Consider the following 25,182-nt stretch of genomic DNA (forward strand, 5'->3'; position numbering starts at 1 on the left):
CAAGCCTCTATTAAGTAATAGGTTAAGATATTCGACAAATCAAATAAAAAAAGCCGCAGTAATGAAATTACTGCGGCTTTATGAAACAAAGCGTAATATTTAGCGTTTAACGTTTAAAACGACGGAATAGAAGCAACATAGTAGGTAACAATATGAACCAATTCATACTACCGCCACTACGTGAATAGTCTTCTTCAGCTTTGATTGGGCACTGCGATGTCGTGGACAGATTAGCCAATTCATCCGCAGTGATTGTCATCGTTAATACGACTGGAGTAGACCCAATTCTATTCTTATAGTTATCAACGTTTTTATAATCGAACGCATTAGACACGACAACTACATTACCATTGGCGTCAGGATCACTAATACTGATCGCGTTGGCAAATCGGTATTTAACATCACTGTTGTCGATACCTTGACAATATAAATCATCTAAATACGCTGATTTTTTAGTTTTGTAGTCATAGATGAACGCACTTTGAAAACGTGGAGAACCATCCGCAGTCGGCGTCGTTTCACCTCGGGCATCACGCCAACCAACAACGATACCGTCATTATTGATTTTACTCACCTGTGAACTCGCACCTTTAATAGGATTGGCCTGGAATGGGTAACGTGTTTCTTGTGTTTTTACATCATACGTATAAAACTCGGTTGCATAACTTCTGTTTTGAGGCTGGTTATATGTACGGTTGCCAACAACAATGAATGCTTGAGTGTCGCTATCTGTACCATCTGCAGCAGCAAATGGTGAGCTAGCTGAAACATAAACAGTATCAGTAATATCAATCGCAACGGTATCGCGAATTACATTATCATAATCACTACCCGCATCTGTTTTAGGCTTTGTGATTTCAGTCATCTTATAAGAAAGCGCATCTGCTGATTTAACAGTTGGCTTAAATATGGTTGCACGAGCACGACCGCCATTTGTCGATGAGTTAATCTGCTGCGTAGAAAAACCAACGGCAAAGCCTGATGTGTTAATCGCATAAGCATTAGCAATAAACGTTGAGTTGCTACCGGTATTTAACCATTTAGTTCCTGAATTGTCAGAGAGGTATGCAATAGCACTACCATCGTCATTCCAATAACTTGCTTGAAGATCAAAACCAGGACAATTATAAAGATCATCATAATCATTACGATCATCAACGACTGGGTAATTAAAACAATATTTAAAACGTTCATCAGTACGCTTATTACCCGACCACCGTACACTCGCTTGACCTACAATTAACCTTTTTGAATAAGTAATCGTTTTATCCGAATTACTGACATATACGTCAGTAAAATCATGCGCGGCACTAAAGCCACCATTACTGTCAAAACCTAAAGGTGCAAGTGTAATATCATTATAAAAACCACGTCTAACAATCTTAAGGCCTGAGTCAGTAGCATAACCCGCCTGATCCGTAGATGTTATTGCAGTAATCTTGCGAGATTCACTTAAGCCTCTAGGGATTGAAATAACAGTATCGTTTACTGATGTTTCAGTTTCTGATTCATAAGTACCATTGGCGCTGTTATAGGTATTTAAAATATTACGACGCCAAACGAATAGGCCATCACTATTATCTGTCTTTGAGCCATCCCAAAACATCTTACACACATCCGAATCATAAACGCAATATTCGTTATATGTCCAAGGCGCACCAATATCGTATGAAAATTGTTGTGCATATTTTTGAGTGTACGTCGCGCTGGTCATCGAACCAGTCGCAGTACTTGAAGTGTCCATTGCTGACACATATGGACCAAAATCGTGAGCACCACTGCTGTCTACAACAATAGCGGTGGTTGAAGCCACCGCAGTTGTACACAATACGAGACTAATAATCCCTGCTAACTTAGTCTTTTTTAAAAGCATTATGTTTAGATTTCCTTAGCCTTTCATTTCTTCAAGCTCTTCCCAACGGGTAAATGCAGTCTCTAACTCTTGCTCTTTACTTGCAAGATTTTCAAGCATTGCTTTTGTTTCGTCAGCTGGCTTATTGAAGAAATCAGGTTGATTAATTTCAGCTTGCAACGTTTCAACGAGTGTTTCAAGTTGTTCCATTTTTGCAGGCAGTTTATCAAGTTCAACTTGAATGTTATAAGGCAATTTTTTTACTTTAACAGCCTTAACTGGTTTTTCTTGTTTTACTGATTTTTCAACTACCGCAACTTTCGCCTTAGGCTTTGCTGACAAAGATTGTGTATTTGCTTGTTGATTCTTAGCATCATGGTAACCACCAACAAAGTTAGTGATGTTACCTTCACCATCAAACATCCAGCAACTTTCTACTGTGTTATCGATAAAGTTACGGTCATGGCTTACTAATAATAACGTACCCTGATAATTGGCAAGTAATTCTTCTAAAAGTTCCAATGTTTCGATATCTAAATCATTGGTTGGTTCATCCATAATCAAAAGATTAGATGGTTTTAGGAATAATTTTGCTAACAACAGACGGTTACGTTCGCCACCAGACAGTACTTTAACAGGTGTACGTGCGCGTTGTGGGTGGAATAAGAAGTCTTGTAAATAACCTAGTGCATGACGCGGTTTACCATTGACTACAACTTCTTGTTTACCATCAGCTAAGTTGTCGATTACTGTTTTCTCTAGATCAAGCTCTGTACGATGTTGATCGAAGTAAGACACTTCTAACTTGGTACCACATTTGATGATACCTGCTTGCGGTTGTAATTCTTCAAGCAATAACTTGATTAATGTACTCTTACCGCAACCGTTTGGACCAACGAACGCAATTTTGTCGCCTCGCATGATGTTAAAGGTAAAATCTTTAACAATTTGCTTGTTTTCGAAACCGTAAGATACGTTTTCGCCTTCAAAGATACGTTTACCTGAACGTGATGTCTCATCAACGGTAATTTTCGCTTTACCTTGTACGTTCAAGCGGTCACTACGTTCGTTACGCATTTCTTTCAGTGCTTTTACACGACCTTCATTACGTGTACGACGGGCTTTAACGCCTTGACGGATCCACACTTCTTCTTGTGCTAAACGTTTATCGAATAACGCATTTTGCTCATCTTCAACACGTAGTGCTTCTTCTTTAGCAACTATATATTGGTCATAGTCACCAGGGAAAGACGAAAGGTTACCGCGGTCAATATCGATAATACGTGTTGCCATAGAACGAATGAAACTTCTATCATGGCTTACGAAGATAATAGTACCGGCGAAATCTTTTAAGAACTCTTCTAACCAAAGGATAGATTCAATATCCAAGTGGTTCGTTGGTTCATCAAGTAATAAGATATCAGGCTTGCTTGCTAGAGAACGCGCTAATGCAGCACGGCGTAACCAACCACCAGATAAGTCATCAAGCATCATATCCGCGTCTAAATCCAAGCGCGTTAGTACTTGTTCAATGTTTTGCTCAAACTCCCAACCGTTACGGTTATCAAGTTCTTCTTGTAAACGCATCAATTTGTTTAATGCTTTTTCACTGTAATCTTCACCAACAAGAATCGCTTGGTGATGGTAATCTTTTAGTACTTGGCCGATGTCCGCTAGACCACCCGCAACAAAATCAAAGATTGTCACACCACTTACTTTTGGTGGATCTTGCTCTAAACGAGAAACAACTGCATCTTGTTCAATTCTAAGGACACCATCGTCAAGTTGAATTTCGCCGCCAATAACTTTCATCATTGTCGATTTACCTGCACCATTACGGCCAACAAGACATACGCGTTCTTTGCGTTCAAATACAGCATCGGCATGGTTTAATAACGGCAGGTCGCCAAAGGCAAGACAAGCATTTTGTAACGTGATAACAGCCACGGTAATTCCTTAATAAAATAATTTATTGCATCTTCGTTGAAATTCTCATACGAAGAAACAAGCAGTTAGTTAGATTCTAACATAAAGTTGTAAAATAGAAAAAATCCGAGCCTTAACAATTACCTTGTAATTGAAAATAACTCGGATTTAATCAAATAAATCAGTCTTAATCGAGAAAGTCAGCTAATTCTATTGAATCAAATGGCCAACCAATTTCCTTCTCGGTATTGTTGTTCTTAATCACTGGAATACGAATACCATAACGGGCGATGTCATCTTCATCATGAATGATCTCAACTTGTGTCATTTTACTGACCAAACCTTGAGCGATCACCAGCTCCCAAGCTTGTTCACATAAGTGACAACCTTCTGTGGTATAGAATGCGTATTTAGTCATTATGCTAGTCGTTCAACGAGCCAACAGTTACTGATGTTTTTGTTACGCGCGAAATCTTTAGAGCGATTCTTTTCAGTAATATTGGTTGCTTTAAGACCCAGTTTTTCGAGTCCTTCAAAATCTAGCTTAAAGTTACGTTTATTGTTAGAGAAAACAATTTCACCACGCGAAGATAGAATATTCTCTAACCAAGTAAACAGTTGTATGTGATCACGTTCTACATCAAAGCTGTCTTCCATACGCTTTGAGTTTGAGAATGTTGGTGGATCAATAAAGATAAGGTCAAATTTATCTTCACAACGTGCTAACCAAGCGAGACAATCTGCTTGTACAACTTCGTGCTTACGCATACTGATGTTGTTTAACGCAAAGTTACGCTTTGCCCAATCAAGGTAAGTATTCGACATATCAACAGTAACTGATGATTCTGCACCACCTAAAATAGCGTGAACACTGGCACTGCCTGTATATGAGAATAGATTTAAGAAACGTTTACCCGCACTCATTTGGCCAAGCATGCGACGTGTTAGACGGTGATCGATAAACAGACCGGTATCTAAGTAATCTTTCATGTTCACTTCAAATTGAGCACCATATTCACTTACCGTAAACACCGACTTAACTTGTTGTATTTTTTCGTACTGATTACTGCCTTTTTGTTTTTGGCGAACTTTCAATACAAGCTTGTTCGGATCAATTTGAGTCACATCAAGCGTAACAGCAACAATATCCATGATACGTTGTTTGGCTTTTTGTTCTGGCACGTCTTTCGGTGCTTTATATTCTTGTACCACAATCCAATCACCGTATAAATCGATAGCGGCATTGTATTCAGGTAAATCCGCATCATAGAGACGGTAGCAGTTAACTTGTTCTTTTTTCGCCCACTTCGTTAACTGTTTGATATTTTTCTTTAAACGGTTACGGAAGTCTTCGGCAAAACCAGGGGTCATTTGTGTTTCAACGTGTGCTTTAGCTTGACGCGCAATCGATGAGATTTGGTAAAGCTTAAGGAAACACTCTAATGAACCGTTGAACAATTTGTATTGCTTATTTGCACGCATGCCTAAGCGAGACAGTAAATCAGGGCTTGATGAGAAAAATGCAACATTCCAGCCCGAAAACTCACTCTTCAGACGTTCACCTAATACTTGGTGTAACACAATCAATTCAGGTTGCTCACCCATACGTTCACCATATGGAGGGTTACAAATTAATGTACCCTCGCTGGTGAAATCGTTAACTAGGTTTTTAGCGTCACCGGTTTCTAATTCGATGATGTGTTCTAGACCTGCCGCACGTACGTTGGCTTTTGCTTGGTCAAGTACACGCCAGCTCTTATCAAAACCGTATACTTTAAGATCGCTGTTGGCAATGTTTTTGCGCGCTTGATATTTGGCTTGTGCAACCAGCTCTTCCCAACCAGATTGATCAAAGTCATTCAGTTGTTGAAAGCAATAACGTGTGCGTAAAATACCGGCAGGTACTTTTAAAGCCATTAATGCAGCTTCAATAAGTAAGGTCGCTGAACCACACATAGGATCAACAAGTAAACCATCCGTATAACCACTACGTTTAATGATTGCTGCTGCTAGATTTTCTTTTAGCGGTGCCGCACCCGTACCTTGACGGTAGCCACGTTGATGTAAACCATTACCACATAGATCAAGAGAAAGCGTCGCTTCTTCACGACGAATGTGTAGGTGAATACGTACATCTGGATCATTTTTAGCGACATTTGGACGGTCGCTCATGCTTTTAGTGAAGCGGTCAACAATACCATCTTTAACTTTCAACGCACCAAACTGTGTATCGCGAATACTGTCATTGGTACCAGAACAAGAAACGGCAAAGGTTTTATCAAGATCGAATATTTTTTCCCAATGCATGCCAGTTACCGCAAGGTATAGATCTAATACATCGAAGATTTTGAATGTTTTTAATTGCAAGGTCACTCGAGATGCTAAGCGGCTCCACAAACAAATTTTATACGCTGTTAATTGAGTCGATTTAAATGAAACACCAGCCATGGTTTCACGGCAATCCTGTGCGCCAAGTTCAATTAGCTCTTCTTTAAGTAGAAGTTCCAATCCCTTCGGAGAAGAAGCAAAATAAGTGTTGATTGTAGTCAATTTGAAAGCCTATATTATTTCGAGATACTTTCTAGTAGAAAGAAAGTAAGGAATTTGATTATTAATGGGTGCGAATGATACCACGCAGCATTATAGTCGCATAGTAATGTTGGGGAAATTATTAGATAAACGGGGGATTATTGATAGATTATGCTATGCCATGATCTGAACGTAGGAAAAAGAATCATCTGTTAGCGCTTTTACTTCTGTATTCTGTAGTTTAACACGATCATTCATTACTCGGATAACATCAAACTGATTTAACGTTTTAGAGTCAGAAAGTTGCACACTACTTTCTAATAGCATACACATTGAAACACGATCATCTGCTTCTAAAATAACAAACTGAACATTATCACCGCTTACCGATAAAGTAATAATGTCACCCGTACTAAACTTGTCATCAGAATCATTATATTCAAAAAACCAACTTTGCGGCATTCTTACTTTATGAAACCGTAAATTAGTCACTCCGTTCAATGCAATTTGTACTTTTTCAGGCACACTGAATGCTAAATCTTTGAGTGATTCTAATAAATAGTAATAATAGCTTGAATCATCGGCGCAAAAATTGATTCGGCCTTTACACAAACTATTCATGTTCCGTTTATCTAAATGGCAAGACATCGCAAGCCCATCGGATAATTGAATCACGATGAATTGACTTGCGTAGTCATATTGCCAATACCACTTGTTGCTTGGTTCTAGTAACATCCTGATACCAGTAATGTAATTAACTCTTTAGGTAGTTTAACTACACCCTATCCATAAGTAAATACCCATATCAGAAATATAGACGAAAACCAAGCTAAAAGTTACAAACTTTTTACAATATTTTTAACTAATTTAGGGCCTTTATAGATAAATCCACTATATACCTGGACCAATTCTGCACCCGCAATGAATTTTTCTTTTGCTGCGACAACAGAATCAATACCGCCTACACCTATGATAGGTAGTTGACCATCAAGCAATATTGCTAATTTACGTACGATTTCAGTACTCGCGTGCTGCACAGGTCGACCACTTAAACCACCCGTTTCACAAGCATGTGGCATATCATGTACTAATGTTCTGTCTAACGTTGTATTAGTCGCAATTACACCGTCCATTTTATATTTGACTAATGACTCAGCAACTTGCGCTAGCTCTTCATCGGTTAAATCTGGTGCAATTTTAACCGCTAACGGTACGTATTTCTCGTGCATTTTAGTTAATTCAGCCTGGCGCTCTTTAAGACAACTTAATAAACTATCAAGTGCTTCACCATACTGAAGTGTACGTAATCCAGGCGTATTTGGTGATGAGATATTAATGGTGATATAAGACGCATATTGGTAAACCTTATCCATACAAATCAGGTAATCTTCATTCCCCTTTTCGATTGGCGTATCTTTGTTTTTACCAATGTTAATACCCAAAATACCTTTATAGTTCGCTTTTTTTACATTTTCAACAAGTGCGTCAACACCGTCATTGTTAAAGCCCATGCGGTTAATGATCGCTTCCGATTCTACAATTCGAAATATACGCGGTTTATCATTACCTGCTTGTGGACGCGGTGTCACTGTGCCAACTTCGATAAAACCAAAACCCATCGCGGCAAAAGCATCGATACTTTCGCCATTTTTATCTAGACCAGCCGCTAAACCAACAGGGTTATCAAACTTCAGTCCCATTACAGTGACTGGTTTGCTCGGTAATTTCTGCGAATATAAGCAACTTAAAGGAGTAGAGCCAGTTAATTTCAACCCTTTAATTGTCATTTCATGCACTACTTCTGGGTCTTGCATAAACAAAAATTCACGTGCAATACGATATAACATTTTCTATTCCTCATAAAAAAGCACTGTATCAACAGTGCTTCATAATTAAATCATTTTAATTGAGTGTATACGTAAACACTAATTTATCCATTAACTCGCATTACGGCAGCTTAAGTGAAGTAAATTCAATTCACGTAACGCAACGGAGAATTTAGCAAACTCATGCGAAGAACTCATATTAAAATCAGTCAACATTTGCAGCCAACGAACAACAAGCGCATCATGCTCAGATAACCATTCGTCTATGATTATATCGCATTTACCTGTTGATGAACAAGTAGATAACACCACGGATGTTAAGCTACGTTGTTGTAGCGCAAGCTCTTCTCGAAATGCTGCTCTTGCAAGCGCTTGCCAATGGTTTGCAACGGGTTGTAAGTTAATTTGATGCATAAAGTCATGTAACTGCAATTTGTTACCTAACGCGAAGAAAATATGCTGCACTAATGACATCGGTACCTGGTGTTGTTTACAAACATCAGCAATATCAAACGCCGAGAATAATGTGTTTTGATGTACAATTTCGTTTGCAATCGCACTCGGCACTGATTTTTCAACCAAGCCTTCGATACGTGCATTTTGTTTTTCTTTGTCAGCATCAACCAACACTTCAGCAGTATTTTCTTTCATGCCATCATAGATAGGTTTATAGAACGCGATAGTATCCGCAATACTCGTATTACGGTCACGGTAACGCACTAACCAACATGTCGCACGACGAATATAACGACGACTTTCAAATAACATGTCTAATTGTGTTTCAGAATCTAGCTCATTATCTAATCCTGTCACGTTATCCCACATGTGTTTCATGCCGATAACATGTTTACTGATTACAAAACATTTCGCAATTTCAACAACTGTCGCACCCGTTTCATCTTGCATACGGCCAACAAAATTCAGCCCCATGTCATTAATGATTTCATTCGCAAGTCGTGTCGCGATGATTTCATTTTTAAGTGGATGGTGTTGCATTTGACCTTTGTATTTGTCTTGTAACAGCTTAGGAAATGCTGTAATTAGCAATTTAGATAATAATTCATCTTCATACACTTCTGGGCAATTCAATTGTTCTTTCAATTGCATTTTAGCGTAAGCAAGTAGTACCGAAAGCTCTGGACGTGTTAAGCCTTCATTTTTAGCTAAACGTTCCGCTAGCTCTTCTTCACTTGGTAAAAATTCAAGTTGGCGGTTTAACTTACCGTTACGCTCAAGCATTTGCATAAAGCGAATTTGTTCTTTCAGCTGTTCAGCAGCTCGCGTTTGAGTCACTGATACTGACAATGTTTGCTTGTAAGCATTATTCAATACAATTTCAGAGACTTCGTCTGTCATTGAATACAGTAATTCGTTACGTTGTTTGCGTGTTAAATCACCATTACTCACAATACTATTAAGTAAGATCTTAATGTTTACTTCATTATCAGAGCAATCCACACCGCCCACATTATCAATGAAGTCACTGTTAATACGGCCACCATTTTTCGCATATTCAATACGACCTAGCTGAGTACAACCTAAGTTACCACCCTCGCCAACAATCTTAACGTTAAGTTCATTACCGTTAATACGTACGTGGTCATTCGCTCGGTCACCAACATCATTATTCGTTTCTGATGTTGCTTTAACGTAAGTACCGATACCACCATTCCACAACAAATCAGCTTGCGATGTTAAGATAGCTTTAATCAAATCAGTTGGTGTCATTAGTGACACCTTTGTACCAAGCATCTTTTTGATTTCTGGTGTTAGCGTGATAGCTTTTGCTGAACGTAAGAAGATACCACTGCCTTTAGACATGATAGAACGATCATAATCAGTCCAGCTTGAACGAGGTAGATTGAATAAACGATCACGTTCTGCATAACTTGTTGCGCAATCTGGATTTGGATCGATGAAGATATGCATGTGGTTAAATGCTGCGATTAACTTGGTGCTTTTAGATAACAGCATGCCATTACCAAATACATCACCCGCCATGTCGCCGATAGCAATACAAGTGAACTCTTCTTCCTGGCAGTTAATACCCATTTCACGGAAGTGACGCTTAACAGATTCCCAAGCACCTTTCGCTGTAATACCCATTTTCTTATGGTCATAACCCACTGAACCGCCCGATGCAAACGCATCACCCAGCCAGAAGTTATACTCATCACTGATCTCATTGGCAATATCTGAGAAAGTCGCGGTACCTTTATCTGCAGCAACAACTAAGTATGAATCATCTTCATCATAGAAGCGCACGTTTTGTGGATGAACCAGTTCACCTTCTACAATATTATCTGTGATATCAAGTAAACCACGGATGAATGTACGGTAACATTGTTTACCAATATTAAAAACTTCATCGCGGCTGTGGCTTGGCTGGATTTCTTTACAAACAAAACCACCTTTTGCGCCCACAGGTACAATTACCGTGTTTTTAACTTGCTGTGCTTTTACAAGACCAAGTACTTCGGTTCTGAAATCTTCACGACGATCTGACCAACGCAGACCACCACGGGCCACTTTGCCACCACGTAAATGGACACCTTCAACTTGTGGTGAATAAACAAACACCTCAAATTTAGGTAACGGTAACGGCATGTCCGGAATTAATGACGATTCAAATTTGAACGAAATATAAGCTTTACTTTGATCAGTCGCTGTTGATTTTGGATCGATTTGATAGAAGTTCGTACGCGACGTCGCTGTAATTAAATCAATAAAACGACGAATAATACGATCATCATCCAAGTTATTAACTTGTTCAAGCTTACTTTCAAAGTTAGCAATGATATCTAGGCTATCAATCGCACCTTCGTCCATTGCAAATTTTTGATGAAAATAAGCATACAAGCTATTCGCTAACTCGGGTAATGACGTCAACGTATTTTCGATATACGACTGACTGAAGTTATTACCAATTTGGCGCATGTATTTTGCGTAAGCACGTAACACTGAAATTTGACGGCCAGCAAGATTTGTTTTTAGTACTAATTTATTAAAACCATCATTTTCTAAACGCTTTTCCCATACTTGATGGAACGTAGACATAAAGTCAGCGCTACGTTTGGTCGTATCTAGTACGTTGTCACCCGTGTAAAGCATGGTGAAATCTAGCACCCAGTATACAGTGCCGTCTGCTGTTTTTACTTTAAACGGTGTTTCGCCAAGTACTTTTAATCCCATATTTTCTAACATAGGCAATACATCGGATAAATGAATTGGTTGATCTTTATGGAATAATTTTAGGCGAACATGATTAGAATCATGTTCTTCTTCTTGCGCACGATAGAAAATCATTTCTAACTTATGCTCTGTCGACAATGTTTCTAATTTAATAATATCCGCGACAGCAGAATTTGGTAATACATATTCTTTATATGACTGTGGGAAAGCATAGCCATATCGCTCAGATAAATAGCGACCTTTTTCTTCACCATAATGGCTGACAATAGCGGTCTTGAATTTGTCATTCCAAGACTTAGCGGCTTCAGTTATATTTTGTTCAATATCGGAAATATTCACTTTTACTTCTTTATCATTCTGATCTACATGGACAAGATAATGTGTTCTAGCCATATTACCTTCAGAGAAATAAGTATTGAATTCAACTTCTTTATCACTACCTAAATAGTCAGCCAATACTTGTTGCGTTTTTTCACGTAATAATGTGTTGTAACGCTCTTTAGTGACATAAACCATGCAAGAGTAATAACGACCGAATAAGTCTTTACGCACGAATAACTTAACTTGATCGCGGTCTTGCATATGTAAAACACCAAGCGCGCAATGCAAGATATCCGCTTCACTCGATTGAATGATTTCATCTCGAGGGTACGTTTCTAAAATATTCAATAACGCTTTGTGTGAGTGATTTGCAGGGTTATAGCCAGATGCAACAAGTACACGTTTGATTTTATCGCTGATAAGCGGAATATCCATTGCACTGCTGTTATAAATAGATGACGCATATAAACCAATAAAGCGCTCTTCACCAATTACGTTGTTGTCTTCGTCAAATAATTTAATGCCAATATAATCGATGTTAGCAGGTCTGTGTACACGTGATTTAGCATCACTCTTTGTTAAAATAAGTGTGTTCAGTGACAATACTTCACGTCGCGCATCTCTCGATAAATTACCTAAACAATAACCTTGATTATTCACCGAATTTTTCATGATGCCCAGGCTTGAATCACAATCAGGTGTAATAACGTAATCACCTTTCACAGGTTCAATGTCATAGTGACGGTAACCCAGTAAAGTGAAGTTATGATCACACAGCCACTTTAAGAATTTAAGTGTATCTGAATAATCAATACCTTTTTGTTTAGGTCGCGAAGACAACATCCCAATAACAGAGGTTAATTTATCTTGCATTGGAGACCAATCACCAACAGCTAAAGCAACTTCATTTAATACAGAGTTTAATTCTGCACTAATCGCATCTAATTTTTTGCTTTCTGTTTGACGATCGATTTCAATTAAAAATACTGTTTCTGAGGTGAAATTCTTCGCATTTTTAGGATTTGTTAAAATTTTATTTACACGGCCGTTCTCATCTCGTTTCAAAGCAATTGGCTGATGTAACATCAAATGTGAAATTACGCCAAGTCGAGATAACGCCATCATTACAGATTCGGTCAGGAAAGGTGAATCAGGGACAATGATTTCAACAATCGTGTGTGTTGATTGCCAACCATTGAGGCTGATCTCTGGATTGTAAACACAAATATCAGGGCCGCTATTGTTACTACTGTTCAATCTGTTCCACAAACTAATTGCAGCACAATACAGATCACTATCACTACGCGAAGAGAGATCTTCTTGCCTCATTCCAGCATATAATGCAGTGACAAACTGCTCGACTAATGTATTGCTTTTTGCATCTACTTTAGTCTTTACAAGGCTGATTACGTTTTCCAGTAACACGGGAATAGGCGTTTTATTCAACATACTAGCAATCCTTCAAATCTTGGTTTATTAAGTCTAGCTAAAAAAGTAACTTATGAGGTAATTCAAGCGGGCATTCTAACATTAATATTTGTAATAAAAATGCTACAGAGGCAACAAGATAGAAAGATAAATGAAGGTTTTTAAGAATAAAACATTGAATAATTACTCAAGGTGGGTATATGACGCCAGAATTGGCCAAAATACCCATTTTTTATAAAACAAACGTTTAACTTAATGTTAAACGTTTGCTGGGGTGTCGAGTTAAGCTAGAGCACGATCTATCTTTTCAAATAAATCAGTAGCTAAACCATCAAGCTTGCTTAAACGGATCAGTTGCACTTTCATTAAGGCTTGGCGGGCTTGATCAAACTTCTTAAATTCAATAAGCGGCGTAATTAATCGAGATGCAATTTGCGGGTTGCTGCTATTCAACTGACATAAAATATCCGTTAAGAAAACATAACCACTACCATCAATCGCATGAAAAGCGCTGGTGTTATGTGCAGAAAAACTGCCCACTAATGAACGCGTTCGATTTGGATTTGCTAAAGAGAAGCTAGCATGGTTCAGCGTGTCTTTAACGACAGTGAGGCAATTGTCACTTGGGCTAGCCCCAATTTGAGAAAACCACTTATCCATCACTAAGCCATCATGAGACCAGGTTGTTTCAAATGCAGACATCATGGTTTTAAAACAAGGTAATTGCGCTTTGTTTGCAGCACTTATCGCCCCCATGGTATCAGTCATATTATCTGACTGTTTAAATTGAGCTAATACCAATTCATTAACATTCCTAACACCCGCTAATGCGATATATTCAAGGCACACATTTTTTAATGAGCGCAAAGCAATATGCGCATGCTCTACTTCGTAAGCACGTTTAGGCATGTCAGCATAAATAGAGGCGCAAGTTGTTGCAACATTCGCAGCGATATCAGATTTAATAAAAGCAGTCACTGTCAGTAAAGCATCGACATCTACTTCGTCAAACAAGCCCATTAAACTGTTCGTCGATGGGAACTGTAACATCTCCGCTTTTAGGGCTGGGTCGAGCTCTTCATTGCTCACTAAATCACGGAAAGCCTGCCCAAATACTGTCGGTAGCACCAGATTCTGTTTATCACGAATACGGGTTACATTGTTAATCACATGCTTATTAATTAATAGCTGTGATGCATCCCAACGTGCAAAATCATTACTCGCATGTACCATTAGCATGGTAAGTTGCTCATTGGTATAAGCATAGTTAAGCTTAACTGGCGCTGAAAACTCTCTAAATAAACTTGGTACTGGTGCAGACATTACATTTTCAAACACAAAATCTTGCTGCTTTTCAGTAAGATTTAAAATATGGTGAACACCCTTACCCTCAAATATTAATTCAATCTTGCCGCCCTGCTCGTCAAGCAATTCAATATCAACAGGAATATGAAGTACTTGTTTTACTTTTTGATCGGCAGTGCTTGGCGTATGTTGCTGCATTGATAACGTATAAATATTGTTTTCAGCATCGTAATGATCTGTCACCGTTACTTGCGGGGTACCTGATTGTGAATACCAGTTTTTGAATAAAGTGAGATCTACACTAGATGCATCTTGCATGGACGCAACAAAGTCATCGCACGTCACGGCTTGACCGTCATGACGTTTAAAGTAAAGATCCATACCAGCACGGAAATTCTCTTCACCAAGAAGCGTGTGGATCATGCGGATAACTTCTGCGCCCTTATTATAGACAGTTGCAGTGTAGAAATTATTCATTTCAATCACTGACGCTGGACGAATTGGATGCGCCATTGGCCCTGCATCTTCAGGGAATTGTGCAGAACGTAAAATTTTAACGTTTTGAATGCGGTTAACTGCACGCGAACCCAGATCAGAGCTAAACTCTTGGTCACGGAATACCGTGAGGCCTTCTTTCAAACTTAACTGGAACCAATCTCGACAAGTAATGCGATTGCCCGTCCAGTTGTGAAAATACTCATGGCCAATAACAGCTTCGATACCCAGATAATCAACGTCAGTCGCACTCGCCGCATCTGCTAATACATATTTAGAGTTGAATACGTTAAGCCCTTTATTTTCCATTGCACCCATGTTGAAGAAATCAACGGCAACAATCATATAAATATCAAGGTCGTATTCTAAGCCAAAGCGGTCTTCATCCCATTTCATTGAACTTTTTAGAGATTCAATCGCATGATGGCCTCGCGATAAGTTACCTTTATCTACAAACAACTCTAACTTCACATCACGACCAGATGTCGTAATGTAATTATCGCGTAATACATCAAAATCACCGGCAACCAGCGCAAACAAATACGCCGGTTTAGGGTAAGGGTCACGCCATTGAACCCAATGACGACCATTATCTAATTCACCACGATCAACACAGTTACCATTAGACAATAAATAGGGGAAAGTCGCTTTGTCAGCGGTGATCTTAGTACTAAACACAGCCAGCACATCTGGGCGATCAAGATAATAGGTAATTTTTCGGAAACCTTCAGATTCACATTGTGTACAGAATGCGTCGGCAGATTTATATAAGCCTTCTAAACTGGTATTTTCCTGTGGGTTCACTTTCGTCTCAATGATTAATACACATTCAGAAGGTAAATCAGAGATGATAAGCTGGTTATCTTTAACTAAGTAGTTATCAATGTGATGGCCATCGATAGACACTGATAATAATGTGAGGTCAACACCGTCTAGTATAAGCGGGTCATTATGACTACCACTACGGCGAACCTTACTGATCGCAACAATTTTAGTGTTGCTGTCATCAAGATTAAAATCAAGATCGATATTGTCTATGAAATAATTTGGGGCTGTATAATCTTTTAAGTGCTTAGCATTAGGCATAACTGTCATTTATAGTCCTAATCTATCGACGGATAGAGACGTAAAAATAAAGGAAAAAAAGTGCAGCATCCCGCTGCACTTGGAGTAAAAATAGAGGTGGTCTAGCTAGATTTGCTTAAATCAATCGCTATATTGGCTGTTTCTAATAAGAATGTATCGTCAAACTCGAAGTCCTCTGGTTTATCATCATATGATTTAACCGCAGGTAATTCCTTTCGTGCTAAGCGTTCATTCAAACGAGTTAAACGAATCGCTTCGCTCTCTTCTCGTTCTTTAATACGCACAGACTCTTTTAAAGAAATTGTTTTACTATCAAGTTCCTGTTTGTATTTAAGAATATCTTCTTGGATATAACTAAACTCAGGATTAACAGCAACACGCTTGTTATGACTTTCTGTTAACACATTAATTTTTGATTGCAATACTAACGATTGTTGATAGCTTGCTTTACGGATATGGTCCCAAGCCAGCGCATTATCTTCAATTGACTCACCTGTGTCTTCAGGTTCTACTGCCGATGGGAAAGTAATGTCAGGCAGTACGCCACGTAATTGAGTGCTGCCACCGTTAATACGGTAGAATTTCGATATAGTATATTGCACACTACCGATTGGTTTGTCATATAGATCATACAAACGTGCTAAGGTTCTGTGCTGCTGTACAGTGCCCTTACCAAATGTTTGCTCACCAACAATGAGTGCACGGCCATAATCTTGTAATGCAGCAGCAAAAATCTCCGACGCTGATGCACTATAACGGTTAACTAATACAACGAGCGGACCATCATAGTACGTTTTTCCATCACGGTCTTCGAGTACGTTCACCTTATCTCTCGCATCACGAACCTGTACTGTCGGGCCTGAATCGAAGAATAAACCTGAAAGTGAGTTTGCTTCTTTTAATGCACCGCCACCGTTATCGCGTAAATCGACAATAATAGAGCTCACATTATCTTTTTTAAGCTTTGTTAATTCAGTCAGTACATTTTTAGTTAAACCGTCATAGAAACTGGGTATTTCGATAACACCAACCTTCTCGCCTTCAACATCGATGACTTTCGATTTTGCTGCACGGTCTTCTAAACGTACTTTATCGCGAATGATTTCCACTATTTTATGTTTTGCACTCGCACCTTCGCCACGTATAATTTCAAGACGCACTTTCGTGCCTTTAGGGCCTTTGATCTTGTCGACGACATCATCAAGACGCCAGCCAACAATATCAACAATCGTCTTATCATCTTGCGCAACACCAACTATTTTATCTTCGGCTTTGAGTTGCTTCGTTGCAGCAGCTGGGCCACCAGAAACCAAAGAACGAATAACGGTGTAGTCATCAACGGTTTGTAATACTGCACCGATCCCTTCTAAAGAAAGGTTCATTTCAGTTTTGAAACGGTCCGCATTACGTGGGGATAAATAAGATGTGTGTGGTTCGATACTCCGAGCGTACGAGTTCATCAATGTTTGGAATACATCTTCACTTTGTGTCTGTTTCAAACGCTTAATGGCAGTATCGTAACGTTTGCGCAGTAATTTTTGAATCTCAGGCCAGTCTTTACCGGTTAATTTTAAATTGAGTGCTTCATATTTTACTTTTTGGCGCCATAGTTCATTTAACTCATCAGTCGTCTTTGCCCAATCTAATTCAGATGTGTCAAAGTAATACGCGTCATCACGATCAAATTTGATTTCAGTATCAAGTAACGTTAATGCGTATGCAAAACGTTCATAACGACGTTGTAGCCCTACGGTATAAATATCATAAGCGGGTGCAAGCCGACCTTGACGAAAATCTTTTTTAAATGAAAGTGCATATTTATTAAAATTATCGATATCACTTTGCAAAAAAATTGTGCGATAAGCATCAAGTTGCTTTAAATAACGATCAAAAACTTCAACAGCAAAGCCATTGTCAAAATCAATCGATTTGTAATGTGAACGAGTAAAGAGATTAACAAGACGTTTACTGGCTTCAGAATGCTGAGCTTCTTGTTTTAATGTAGGGAGTTCTTGAATAGAAATGGCAGGATCAAATGCGAAAGCATGCGTGGCCAATAGTACCGAAGCACTGATAAAAGTTCGTTGTAAAACTTTTTTCATTAAAAATCCTTTTGAGAATAAGTAACGCTAAATTCATAATAGTCAAGTATCAGCAAAATTTCATATCTTTAGCTAACACTCAACTATTAAAAATTCAAAACACTCTTATTGCTTTATACAAAAAGGTGCTCTTTTTTTACTTTTAGAGAAAGTCCAGATAGTAGTTCAACTTGAACACCATCTCTAGATACTTCAACGATAGTTGCTTGTACCGGTGCTTTACCAATAACAACTTTGACAGATTGACCTGATTTAAGTTCCGACTCATTTACAGGACGTTCAACTTTAATTGTAGGCTTTTGATCCGCTTTAGGAGCCGATTTTTTAGCTACTTTTTTAGGGGCTCTTTTAACAGCAGGTTTTTGCTTTTCAGCTTTTGCCTTTTGTTCTGCATTTTTCTTATTACGTTCAGCGAAAAATTTAGTTTTGCTTTCTTCAAGTGTTTTTTGTGCATGCTCTATGTGCTCTGCATCTAAAACACCTGCGTCGTTGCCATCTAAGTCAACTCGTACAGCATCTTTTTTAGCGCCGTGAAGGTAACGCCAGCTTGCAGTATACTGACGAAGTGCCGTACGTAATAATGTTTTACTAACTTTATCGTCTTCTTTTAGACGCTCAGCCAGATCTTGAAAAATGCCAATTTTTAGCGGTTTAGCTTCGCCTTTTCCAGTGAAACATTTTGGGAATATTTCCACCAAGTAAGCGATAACTTCTTTGCTATTTTTTAGCTTTTCAATGTTTTCCATGAATGACCTTAAATTACTTCTAATTGTTCTGACATAACAAAATGGTAATCTTGCTATATCGCATGTATAAAATTTATCGCTATTATAGAGCGATTGCAATTAAATGCTATCTTTAATCCGCCAATTTAACCCCAAAAGGTGTTAAAAAATAACTCTTTCGGTGATTTTTTATGCTTTTACAAACAATAATTAAGCGTATGAAAGATTAAGCTGCTTCTTTTTCTACCGTGCTTTTTGACGATTTTTTAGCTTTTGGGGCCTTTTCTTCTTTCTCTTCAGTCGCTTTTAATTTGCCACCTTTCAAGATGACCTGTAGCGATACACTATTTTGTGCCAAGTATAATGCTAATTCTTCAGTTAGACGATCATCTATTTCAAGTAATGATGTACCGATAAAGTCTGTAAGACCATCTGCAACATCTAACATCTTGTCATATGCATCCGCTTCTTTTTTACTTGTAGATACCATTTTTTCCACACCATTTCGCTCAACTACATACTTTACTATTACGGCCATGAACTAATTCCCTAAATACACTGTATATTATGACAGTGTATTTAGTATTCCCTGTTAATTCAAGTCACTGTTCATAAAATATGCCCGATTCAAGTTAAGGCAGACTAATTCAGTCATATTATAATCACGTTCATGAAGGATAAACTTGTGATACTGTTGATATTTACGATAAAATAATGCTATTAATGAACGCAATATGATTGTGCTAACTTTAAAAGCATAGTGAATTAACTATTGGCGGGTGTAAATGTCGAATATTAATGTCTGTAATAAATGTGATCTTATTGTTGATCATATACCTATTGCAAAAAATAGGCATGCACTGTGCCCCCGTTGTAATACGTTATTATATACAAATAATGCTTTTTCCATTAGTTCCGTATTAGCTCTTTCATTAACGGGGCTTATACTTGTTGTTATTGCAAATGTGTTTCCAATGTTCACTATCACCATGCTGGGGGTCGAAGAATCAGCGACACTCATTCAAGGCGCTTGGGCCTTATTACAAAAAAAGTTTTACTTCGTCGGTTTACTCGTTATTTTTTGTAGTTTTATTGCACCCTTTCTATTTTTATCTTGTCTCGCACAAGTTTGTTTATTATTACTGACTAAACGTAACACACCACAGCTCATATTATTACTCAAACTCGTTAAGTTTTTTACCGAATGGAGTATGTTAGAAGTTTATCTTGTTAGCTTTTTGATCGCTGTATTTAAACTTTCTGACATTGCTGATATCCAACTACAGTTAGGTTTACTTAGCTTTGTTTCACTTATGTTTATTTCTAGCCTTATTATGTATGGACTCAACCTAGAAATCTTCTGGCAGAAAATGGAGAAAAATGCAAAACGCTAAAGATAATAAAATTGCCCAATGTCATGAATGTCACTTATTAATCAGTGTGAAGCAGGATGTAAAACGGCAACGTTGTCCGCGTTGTTTCACGCGTGTTCATTTTCGTATACCACGTAGTATTCAAAAAACATGGGCACTCTTGATTACCGCGGCAATAATGATGATTCCCGCCAACTTGTTGCCGATAAGTACGCTAACAAGTGCTGGTCAGTCTACGCCAGACACCATTATGTCTGGTACTATCGCACTAGCAAAAAGTGATAACTTAGGTATTGCGATCATTATATTTATCGCCTCTATTTTAGTTCCCTTATTTAAAATAATCGGCTTAATGCTGATTTTATTATCGATTCAAAATAAAATATTTATTACACCAAAACGAAAATTATTATTATTTAATGCCATTCATTGGATCGGTAAATGGTCCATCATGGACTTGTTTGTTATATCAATTATGGTCGCGGTGATCAACCGAGGAAATTTACTCTCCGTTGATCCCGGATATGGAGCAACTTGCTTTGGGTTGGTTGTTATATTAACAATCCTCGCCGCAGAAAGTTTTGATACACGTTTAATTTGGGATTTAAACCATAAAAATGAAAGAAAATAACGAACCACAAATGCCGGATAACTGTAATGCACCTAAACCTGTGCTACATAAACCGAATGTGATGTCGCCAATATGGTTGCTACCCATTGTAGCAGTCATACTAGGCCTCTACCTTATGTACCAAAGTATTACCCAAGCCGGTATCGAGATCCGAGTACACTTCTCGAATGCGAATGGCATTGTCGCCGGTAAAACACTGGTTAAATATCAAGGCTTAATAATCGGGAAGGTAAAAAACATCGCGCTAGATGACAACCTTAAAGGTGTTTACGTCACCGCTGAAATTGATAATAAAGCAGAACAAGTACTACGCCGCAACACACAATTTTGGCTCGTTGCACCGAAAGCCTCGATTGCAGGAATTTCAGGTTTAGACGCCCTAGTAACAGGCAACTATATTGACCTTTCACCGGGTGATGGTGAATACAGTATCGAATTCACAGCGGTACAGAATGCGCCGAACAACCCGCCAGATGATGAGGGGTTGATTGTGCATTTAACCGCTGACAAACTCTCATCAGTGCGCCCAGGCTCAGAGATTTTCTATAAGAAGATCCCTGTCGGTCAAGTGCATAGTTTTACGCTGGATAAAAGCACCGATGAGATCCTGGTCGAAGCCGTAATAGATAAACAATATAGCTATCTTGTTAAAGACACATCACGTTTTTGGAATGCAAGCGGCATTAATGCAGAGTTTGGGTTTGATGGCGTCAAAGTAGAAACCGAGAGCTTAACCGCCATTATCAGTGGCGCACTCGCATTTGATTCACCCACCATTGGTAAACAAGCAAGTGAAAATCAAATATATCCTCTATACACTAGCATTAGTGATGCACAACGTGCCGAACAAATTGAATTCAAATTAAGCAACAGTAACGATATTAAAATTGGTAATAATATTTACTACAACGGCTTGAAAGTCGGTGAAATAACACAAGTAATGACACAATCATTAATTCCAACGACACAAAACGCATCATTTGTCGCCACCGCAATTGCCGATGTAAACCCTGACGTCGTAGATCTGTTTCGTGACAGCACACAATTTTGGGTTGAAAAAGCCAAGCTGTCTTTGTCGGAAAGTAAAAATGTAGCTAATTTTGTCACTGGTAATTACATTCTCTTTACACCAGGAAAAGGTGAATTACGGACTACATTTGATTTAGTGTCAAACGTAGATGATCTTATTCCACATAAACAAATATCGATTACCGCTAACGATGCTAACGGCTTAGCCGTGGGTAACAAGGTTTATTATAAGAATTACCCTATTGGCCATATTAGTCATGTGAGCTTTAATACTAAAACTAACTTAATTGATTTAAACGTTAATCTTTATCAAGACTATGCGCATTTACTTACCCCGTCATCACGTTTCATCAATGTTAGTGGTGTATCGGTGAATGCGAATATATCTGGCATCAACATTAAATCCTCCCCCATCGCAGCATTAGTCAGTGGCGGTATTGAACTGGTTAACGACCCTGCGTTTAAAACTAAACGCAAAAAACAACAATACCGCCTCTACCCTTCTTTAGCACTTGCTAAATTGGGTGACAACGCCTTTAAAGCAAATAAATCGGTGACCTTAGTCAGTAAGCCAAACCATGTTATCTCTAATGGCGCGCCAGTATATTACCGTAAATTAGTTGTAGGCAGCGTTGCGAATTTTCGTTTAGCGTCTGACAACGAACACATCATTATCACGCTTGATATTCTTAGCCAATATGCACACCTTATCAACAAAAACAGTGTATTTTGGGATGTTTCTGGTATTAAAATATCAGGCAGTTTAAGTAATTTACAAGTTCAAACAGAATCATTATTAACGATTGCAGCGGGTGGAATTAACTTTGATAACATCAAACCGGTCAATGACAATAAAGTAAGTCTAGCCAAGTCAAAATTGACCCATTACAAACTGTTCCGAAGCTTTGCTGCGGCAACTGATAATCGCCCAATAGTCACGTTAACATTTGAGTCAGGCACAGACATTCATGTCGGTACTGAAATAAAACACAAAGGTATAAAGGTCGGTGAAATCAGTCGTATTAAGCTTAAAGTTGACCAAGGTTTTGTTGAAGCAACAGCTAAATTAGAAACCGATTACGCTAAATACTTTACCCGCCAAGGTAGCCAGTACTGGTTAGAAACGATTGATGTGAGTTTAGATGGTATCAAAAACGCCAATACGATACTCTCTGGCCCGTATATCAACGTAACTAAAGGTAATGGTCATAAAGCTAAACGATTCAACGTGCTCAACGCAGCGCCGGATATTTCCTCTGAAAAGGTCGGCTTATCCGTTACTGTAGTGAGTGAACGCTTAATGGCATTAACAACAGGTACACCGGTTTATTATCGTCAAATAGAAGTCGGCTCAATTACGCATTCTGAATTGTCCGTTCTCAGTGATAAGGTACTAATTACGCTTAATATCCAACCTGAATATCAGCATCTTGTCCGCAACGATAGCCAATTCTGGGCGGTATCAGGGTTTAATGTTGATATTGGTTTAACTGGCGCTACCCTAAAAGCAGAATCATTAAAAACGATTCTGGCTGGTGGTATTGCGTTTGCCACACCGCATCCAGATAAAAATAGCAAATCAGCTGCGCCTTTCACACAATTCAAATTAGCCCCAGAAGTTAACCCCGACTGGTTGAAGTGGGACACCAAAATCCAAAAGCCCGCTAAATAAGAGAATAATGTAATACCCAGCTACGACGAATTTCATAAACTTGAAGTAGCTGGGGTATATGGTAAAATGCCCGCATCTTTCTCAATTGAGCCCGCAAAGTGCATTCCAATATAAAACTGCCTGAAGATTACCTTACGCTAATGGGTAACATTATCCCTGACCACCTTTCTATGGATGACTTTATTGCTTGCTGCAAAACACCATTGAAAACCAGTGTTCGTGTAAACACACTTAAAATTTCTGTTGAAGAATTTAAACAATTAGCAAAAACAAAACAATGGATACTCACATCAATACCTTGGTGTGAAGAAGGGTTTTGGTTACAACAAGAAAATACAGAAACCAAGCTAGGCAATAGCTGGGAACATATCGCAGGCCTTTTTTATATTCAAGAAGCCAGCTCAATGCTACCTGTTACCGCGTTATTTAAAGAACAAGTATCAGGTACCACAGCGCAATACAATACTATTCTTGACTGCGCATCAGCGCCCGGTTCAAAAACAAGTCAGATTGCTGCATTGTGTAATAATAATAATTTCATTGTGGCTAACGAATTATCATCTAGCCGATTAAAAGTATTAAGCGCGAATATCAAACGCTGTGGTATTAAAAACATTGCTCTTAGTCACTATGATGCGAATGTATTTGGTACTTGGTTACCTGAAATGTTTGATGCTGTGTTACTTGATGCACCTTGTTCAGGTGAAGGCGCAATCCGTAAAGATGATAAAGCGATGCTTAATTGGTCGTTAGACAGTATCAATGACATTGCGGATATTCAGAAAGAATTAATTGAAAGTGCATTTAAAGCCTTAAAACCCGGTGGCACATTAATCTATTCAACCTGCACATTAAATCAAACGGAGAACCAAGCTGTTTGCCAACATCTCCTCGATTTGTATCCTGATAACGCAGATGTTATTCCGCTTACCGACCTATTCCCAACGGCGAATGATTGTTTAACTGCAGAAGGTTTCTTGCATGTCTGGCCACAGATTTATGACAGTGAAGGTTTCTTTGTTGCTAAATTCACTAAAAAAGAATCACTTGGTCTACGCCCAATTAAAAAGAAAAAACGCTTAGTATTCCCGTTTAGCCCAGTTAGCCGTATCGAAAATGACGCAATTCGTGATTATTTCTGTGACACCTTTAATTTTGAATTTGAAAGTGGCGTCTTCTATCATCGTGATAGTGAAATCTGGCTATTCCCGAAAGAATTCCCAGCGTTCATCGGTAAATTCAAATTCGATCGTATCGGTATTAAGATTGCTGAGAAGTTTAAAAAAGGCTTCCGTGCACAACATGAATGGGCGCGCACCTTCGGTCATCACTGCGATAGAAACTCCGTGTCACTTGATATTGAGCAAGCTAAACAATACATCATGGGACGTGACATTAACTTTGCTGATATAGACATCGATAATTTAGATGACTTACAGGGTGAACTTGTGGTATTACTCGAAGGTAGTGTGCTTGGTTTAGGTAAACGTGTTAATCAGCGTTTAAAAAATAACTACCCGCGTGACCTGGTTCGTGATAACAACTTGTTTAACGAATAATATCACGACCGACAGCACGATAACTTAATGGCAATTTGATATACGCAAATAATTTACTATATTTAATATTATGAGAATGCCAGTTTCCCTAAGCCCACTACAAGGATTTGTATTGGGCTTTTTTTTATTTA

General features: G+C 38.5%; 15 protein-coding genes. 4 read left to right on the forward strand and 11 right to left on the reverse strand.

Annotated features, from left to right (window positions below):
• Positions 1 to 106: 106 nt before the first annotated feature.
• The 11 genes from AKG98_RS18130 to AKG98_RS18180 form a co-directional block, all read right to left on the reverse strand.
• Positions 107 to 1,873, reverse strand: coding sequence for a DUF3466 family protein (locus AKG98_RS18130; RefSeq protein WP_067049211.1), 1,767 nt, complete (start codon positions 1,871 to 1,873; stop codon positions 107 to 109).
• 15 nt (positions 1,874 to 1,888) lie between these two features.
• Positions 1,889 to 3,799 (reverse strand): ABC transporter ATP-binding protein, encoded by a 1,911-nt coding sequence (locus tag AKG98_RS18135; RefSeq protein ID WP_067049213.1) that lies wholly within the window; start codon positions 3,797 to 3,799, stop codon positions 1,889 to 1,891.
• Positions 3,800 to 3,965: 166 nt separating this feature from the next.
• Positions 3,966 to 4,196: a glutaredoxin family protein gene (locus AKG98_RS18140; RefSeq protein WP_067049220.1), complete on the reverse strand. Its 231-nt coding sequence runs from the start codon at positions 4,194 to 4,196 to the stop codon at positions 3,966 to 3,968.
• Complete coding sequence (gene rlmKL / locus AKG98_RS18145; protein WP_067049222.1) at positions 4,196 to 6,328, reverse strand: bifunctional 23S rRNA (guanine(2069)-N(7))-methyltransferase RlmK/23S rRNA (guanine(2445)-N(2))-methyltransferase RlmL; 2,133 nt, start codon at positions 6,326 to 6,328, stop codon at positions 4,196 to 4,198. Before rlmKL ends, AKG98_RS18140 begins: the two co-directional genes overlap by 1 nt.
• A 153-nt stretch (positions 6,329 to 6,481) precedes the next feature.
• On the reverse strand, positions 6,482 to 7,042 hold the full coding sequence (locus AKG98_RS18150) for a cell division protein ZapC domain-containing protein (RefSeq protein ID WP_067049228.1): 561 nt from the start codon (positions 7,040 to 7,042) through the stop codon (positions 6,482 to 6,484).
• Between the two features lie 101 nt (positions 7,043 to 7,143).
• On the reverse strand, positions 7,144 to 8,154 hold the full coding sequence (gene pyrD, locus AKG98_RS18155) for a quinone-dependent dihydroorotate dehydrogenase (RefSeq protein WP_067049230.1): 1,011 nt from the start codon (positions 8,152 to 8,154) through the stop codon (positions 7,144 to 7,146).
• A 90-nt stretch (positions 8,155 to 8,244) separates the two neighbouring features.
• The gene (locus tag AKG98_RS18160; RefSeq protein ID WP_067049232.1) at positions 8,245 to 13,095 is read right to left on the reverse strand and encodes an NAD-glutamate dehydrogenase; all 4,851 of its coding nucleotides are present in this window, start codon (positions 13,093 to 13,095) and stop codon (positions 8,245 to 8,247) included.
• A 261-nt stretch (positions 13,096 to 13,356) separates the two neighbouring features.
• Positions 13,357 to 15,969 (reverse strand): aminopeptidase N, encoded by a 2,613-nt coding sequence (gene pepN / locus AKG98_RS18165; RefSeq protein ID WP_067049235.1) that lies wholly within the window; start codon positions 15,967 to 15,969, stop codon positions 13,357 to 13,359.
• Between the two features lie 92 nt (positions 15,970 to 16,061).
• Entirely contained in the window at positions 16,062 to 18,062 is a 2,001-nt protein-coding gene (gene prc, locus AKG98_RS18170) for a carboxy terminal-processing peptidase (protein ID WP_067049237.1), read from the reverse strand.
• A gap of 113 nt (positions 18,063 to 18,175) precedes the next feature.
• Complete coding sequence (gene proQ / locus AKG98_RS18175) at positions 18,176 to 18,808, reverse strand: RNA chaperone ProQ (RefSeq protein WP_067049239.1); 633 nt, start codon at positions 18,806 to 18,808, stop codon at positions 18,176 to 18,178.
• Positions 18,809 to 19,013: 205 nt separating this feature from the next.
• A complete protein-coding gene (locus tag AKG98_RS18180) occupies positions 19,014 to 19,325 on the reverse strand; it encodes a YebG family protein (protein ID WP_067049241.1) in 312 nt (103 codons plus the stop codon).
• Between the two features lie 247 nt (positions 19,326 to 19,572).
• Between AKG98_RS18180 and AKG98_RS18185 the strand changes: the two genes are divergently transcribed.
• The 4 genes from AKG98_RS18185 (at position 19,573) to rsmF (ending at position 25,051) form a co-directional block, all read left to right on the forward strand.
• A complete protein-coding gene (locus tag AKG98_RS18185) occupies positions 19,573 to 20,181 on the forward strand; it encodes a paraquat-inducible protein A (protein WP_067049244.1) in 609 nt (202 codons plus the stop codon).
• Entirely contained in the window at positions 20,168 to 20,791 is a 624-nt protein-coding gene (locus AKG98_RS18190) for a paraquat-inducible protein A (protein ID WP_067049247.1), read from the forward strand. The genes AKG98_RS18185 and AKG98_RS18190 overlap by 14 nt, the downstream gene beginning before the upstream one ends.
• Entirely contained in the window at positions 20,778 to 23,492 is a 2,715-nt protein-coding gene (locus AKG98_RS18195) for an MlaD family protein (RefSeq protein WP_067049249.1), read from the forward strand. The genes AKG98_RS18190 and AKG98_RS18195 overlap by 14 nt, the downstream gene beginning before the upstream one ends.
• 98 nt (positions 23,493 to 23,590) lie before the next feature.
• A complete protein-coding gene (gene rsmF / locus AKG98_RS18200; protein ID WP_067049251.1) occupies positions 23,591 to 25,051 on the forward strand; it encodes a 16S rRNA (cytosine(1407)-C(5))-methyltransferase RsmF in 1,461 nt (486 codons plus the stop codon).
• Positions 25,052 to 25,182: the final 131 nt, after the last annotated feature.

Source organism: Moritella sp. JT01 (assembly GCF_001574435.1).
Taxonomy (GTDB): Bacteria; Pseudomonadota; Gammaproteobacteria; order Enterobacterales; family Moritellaceae; genus Moritella.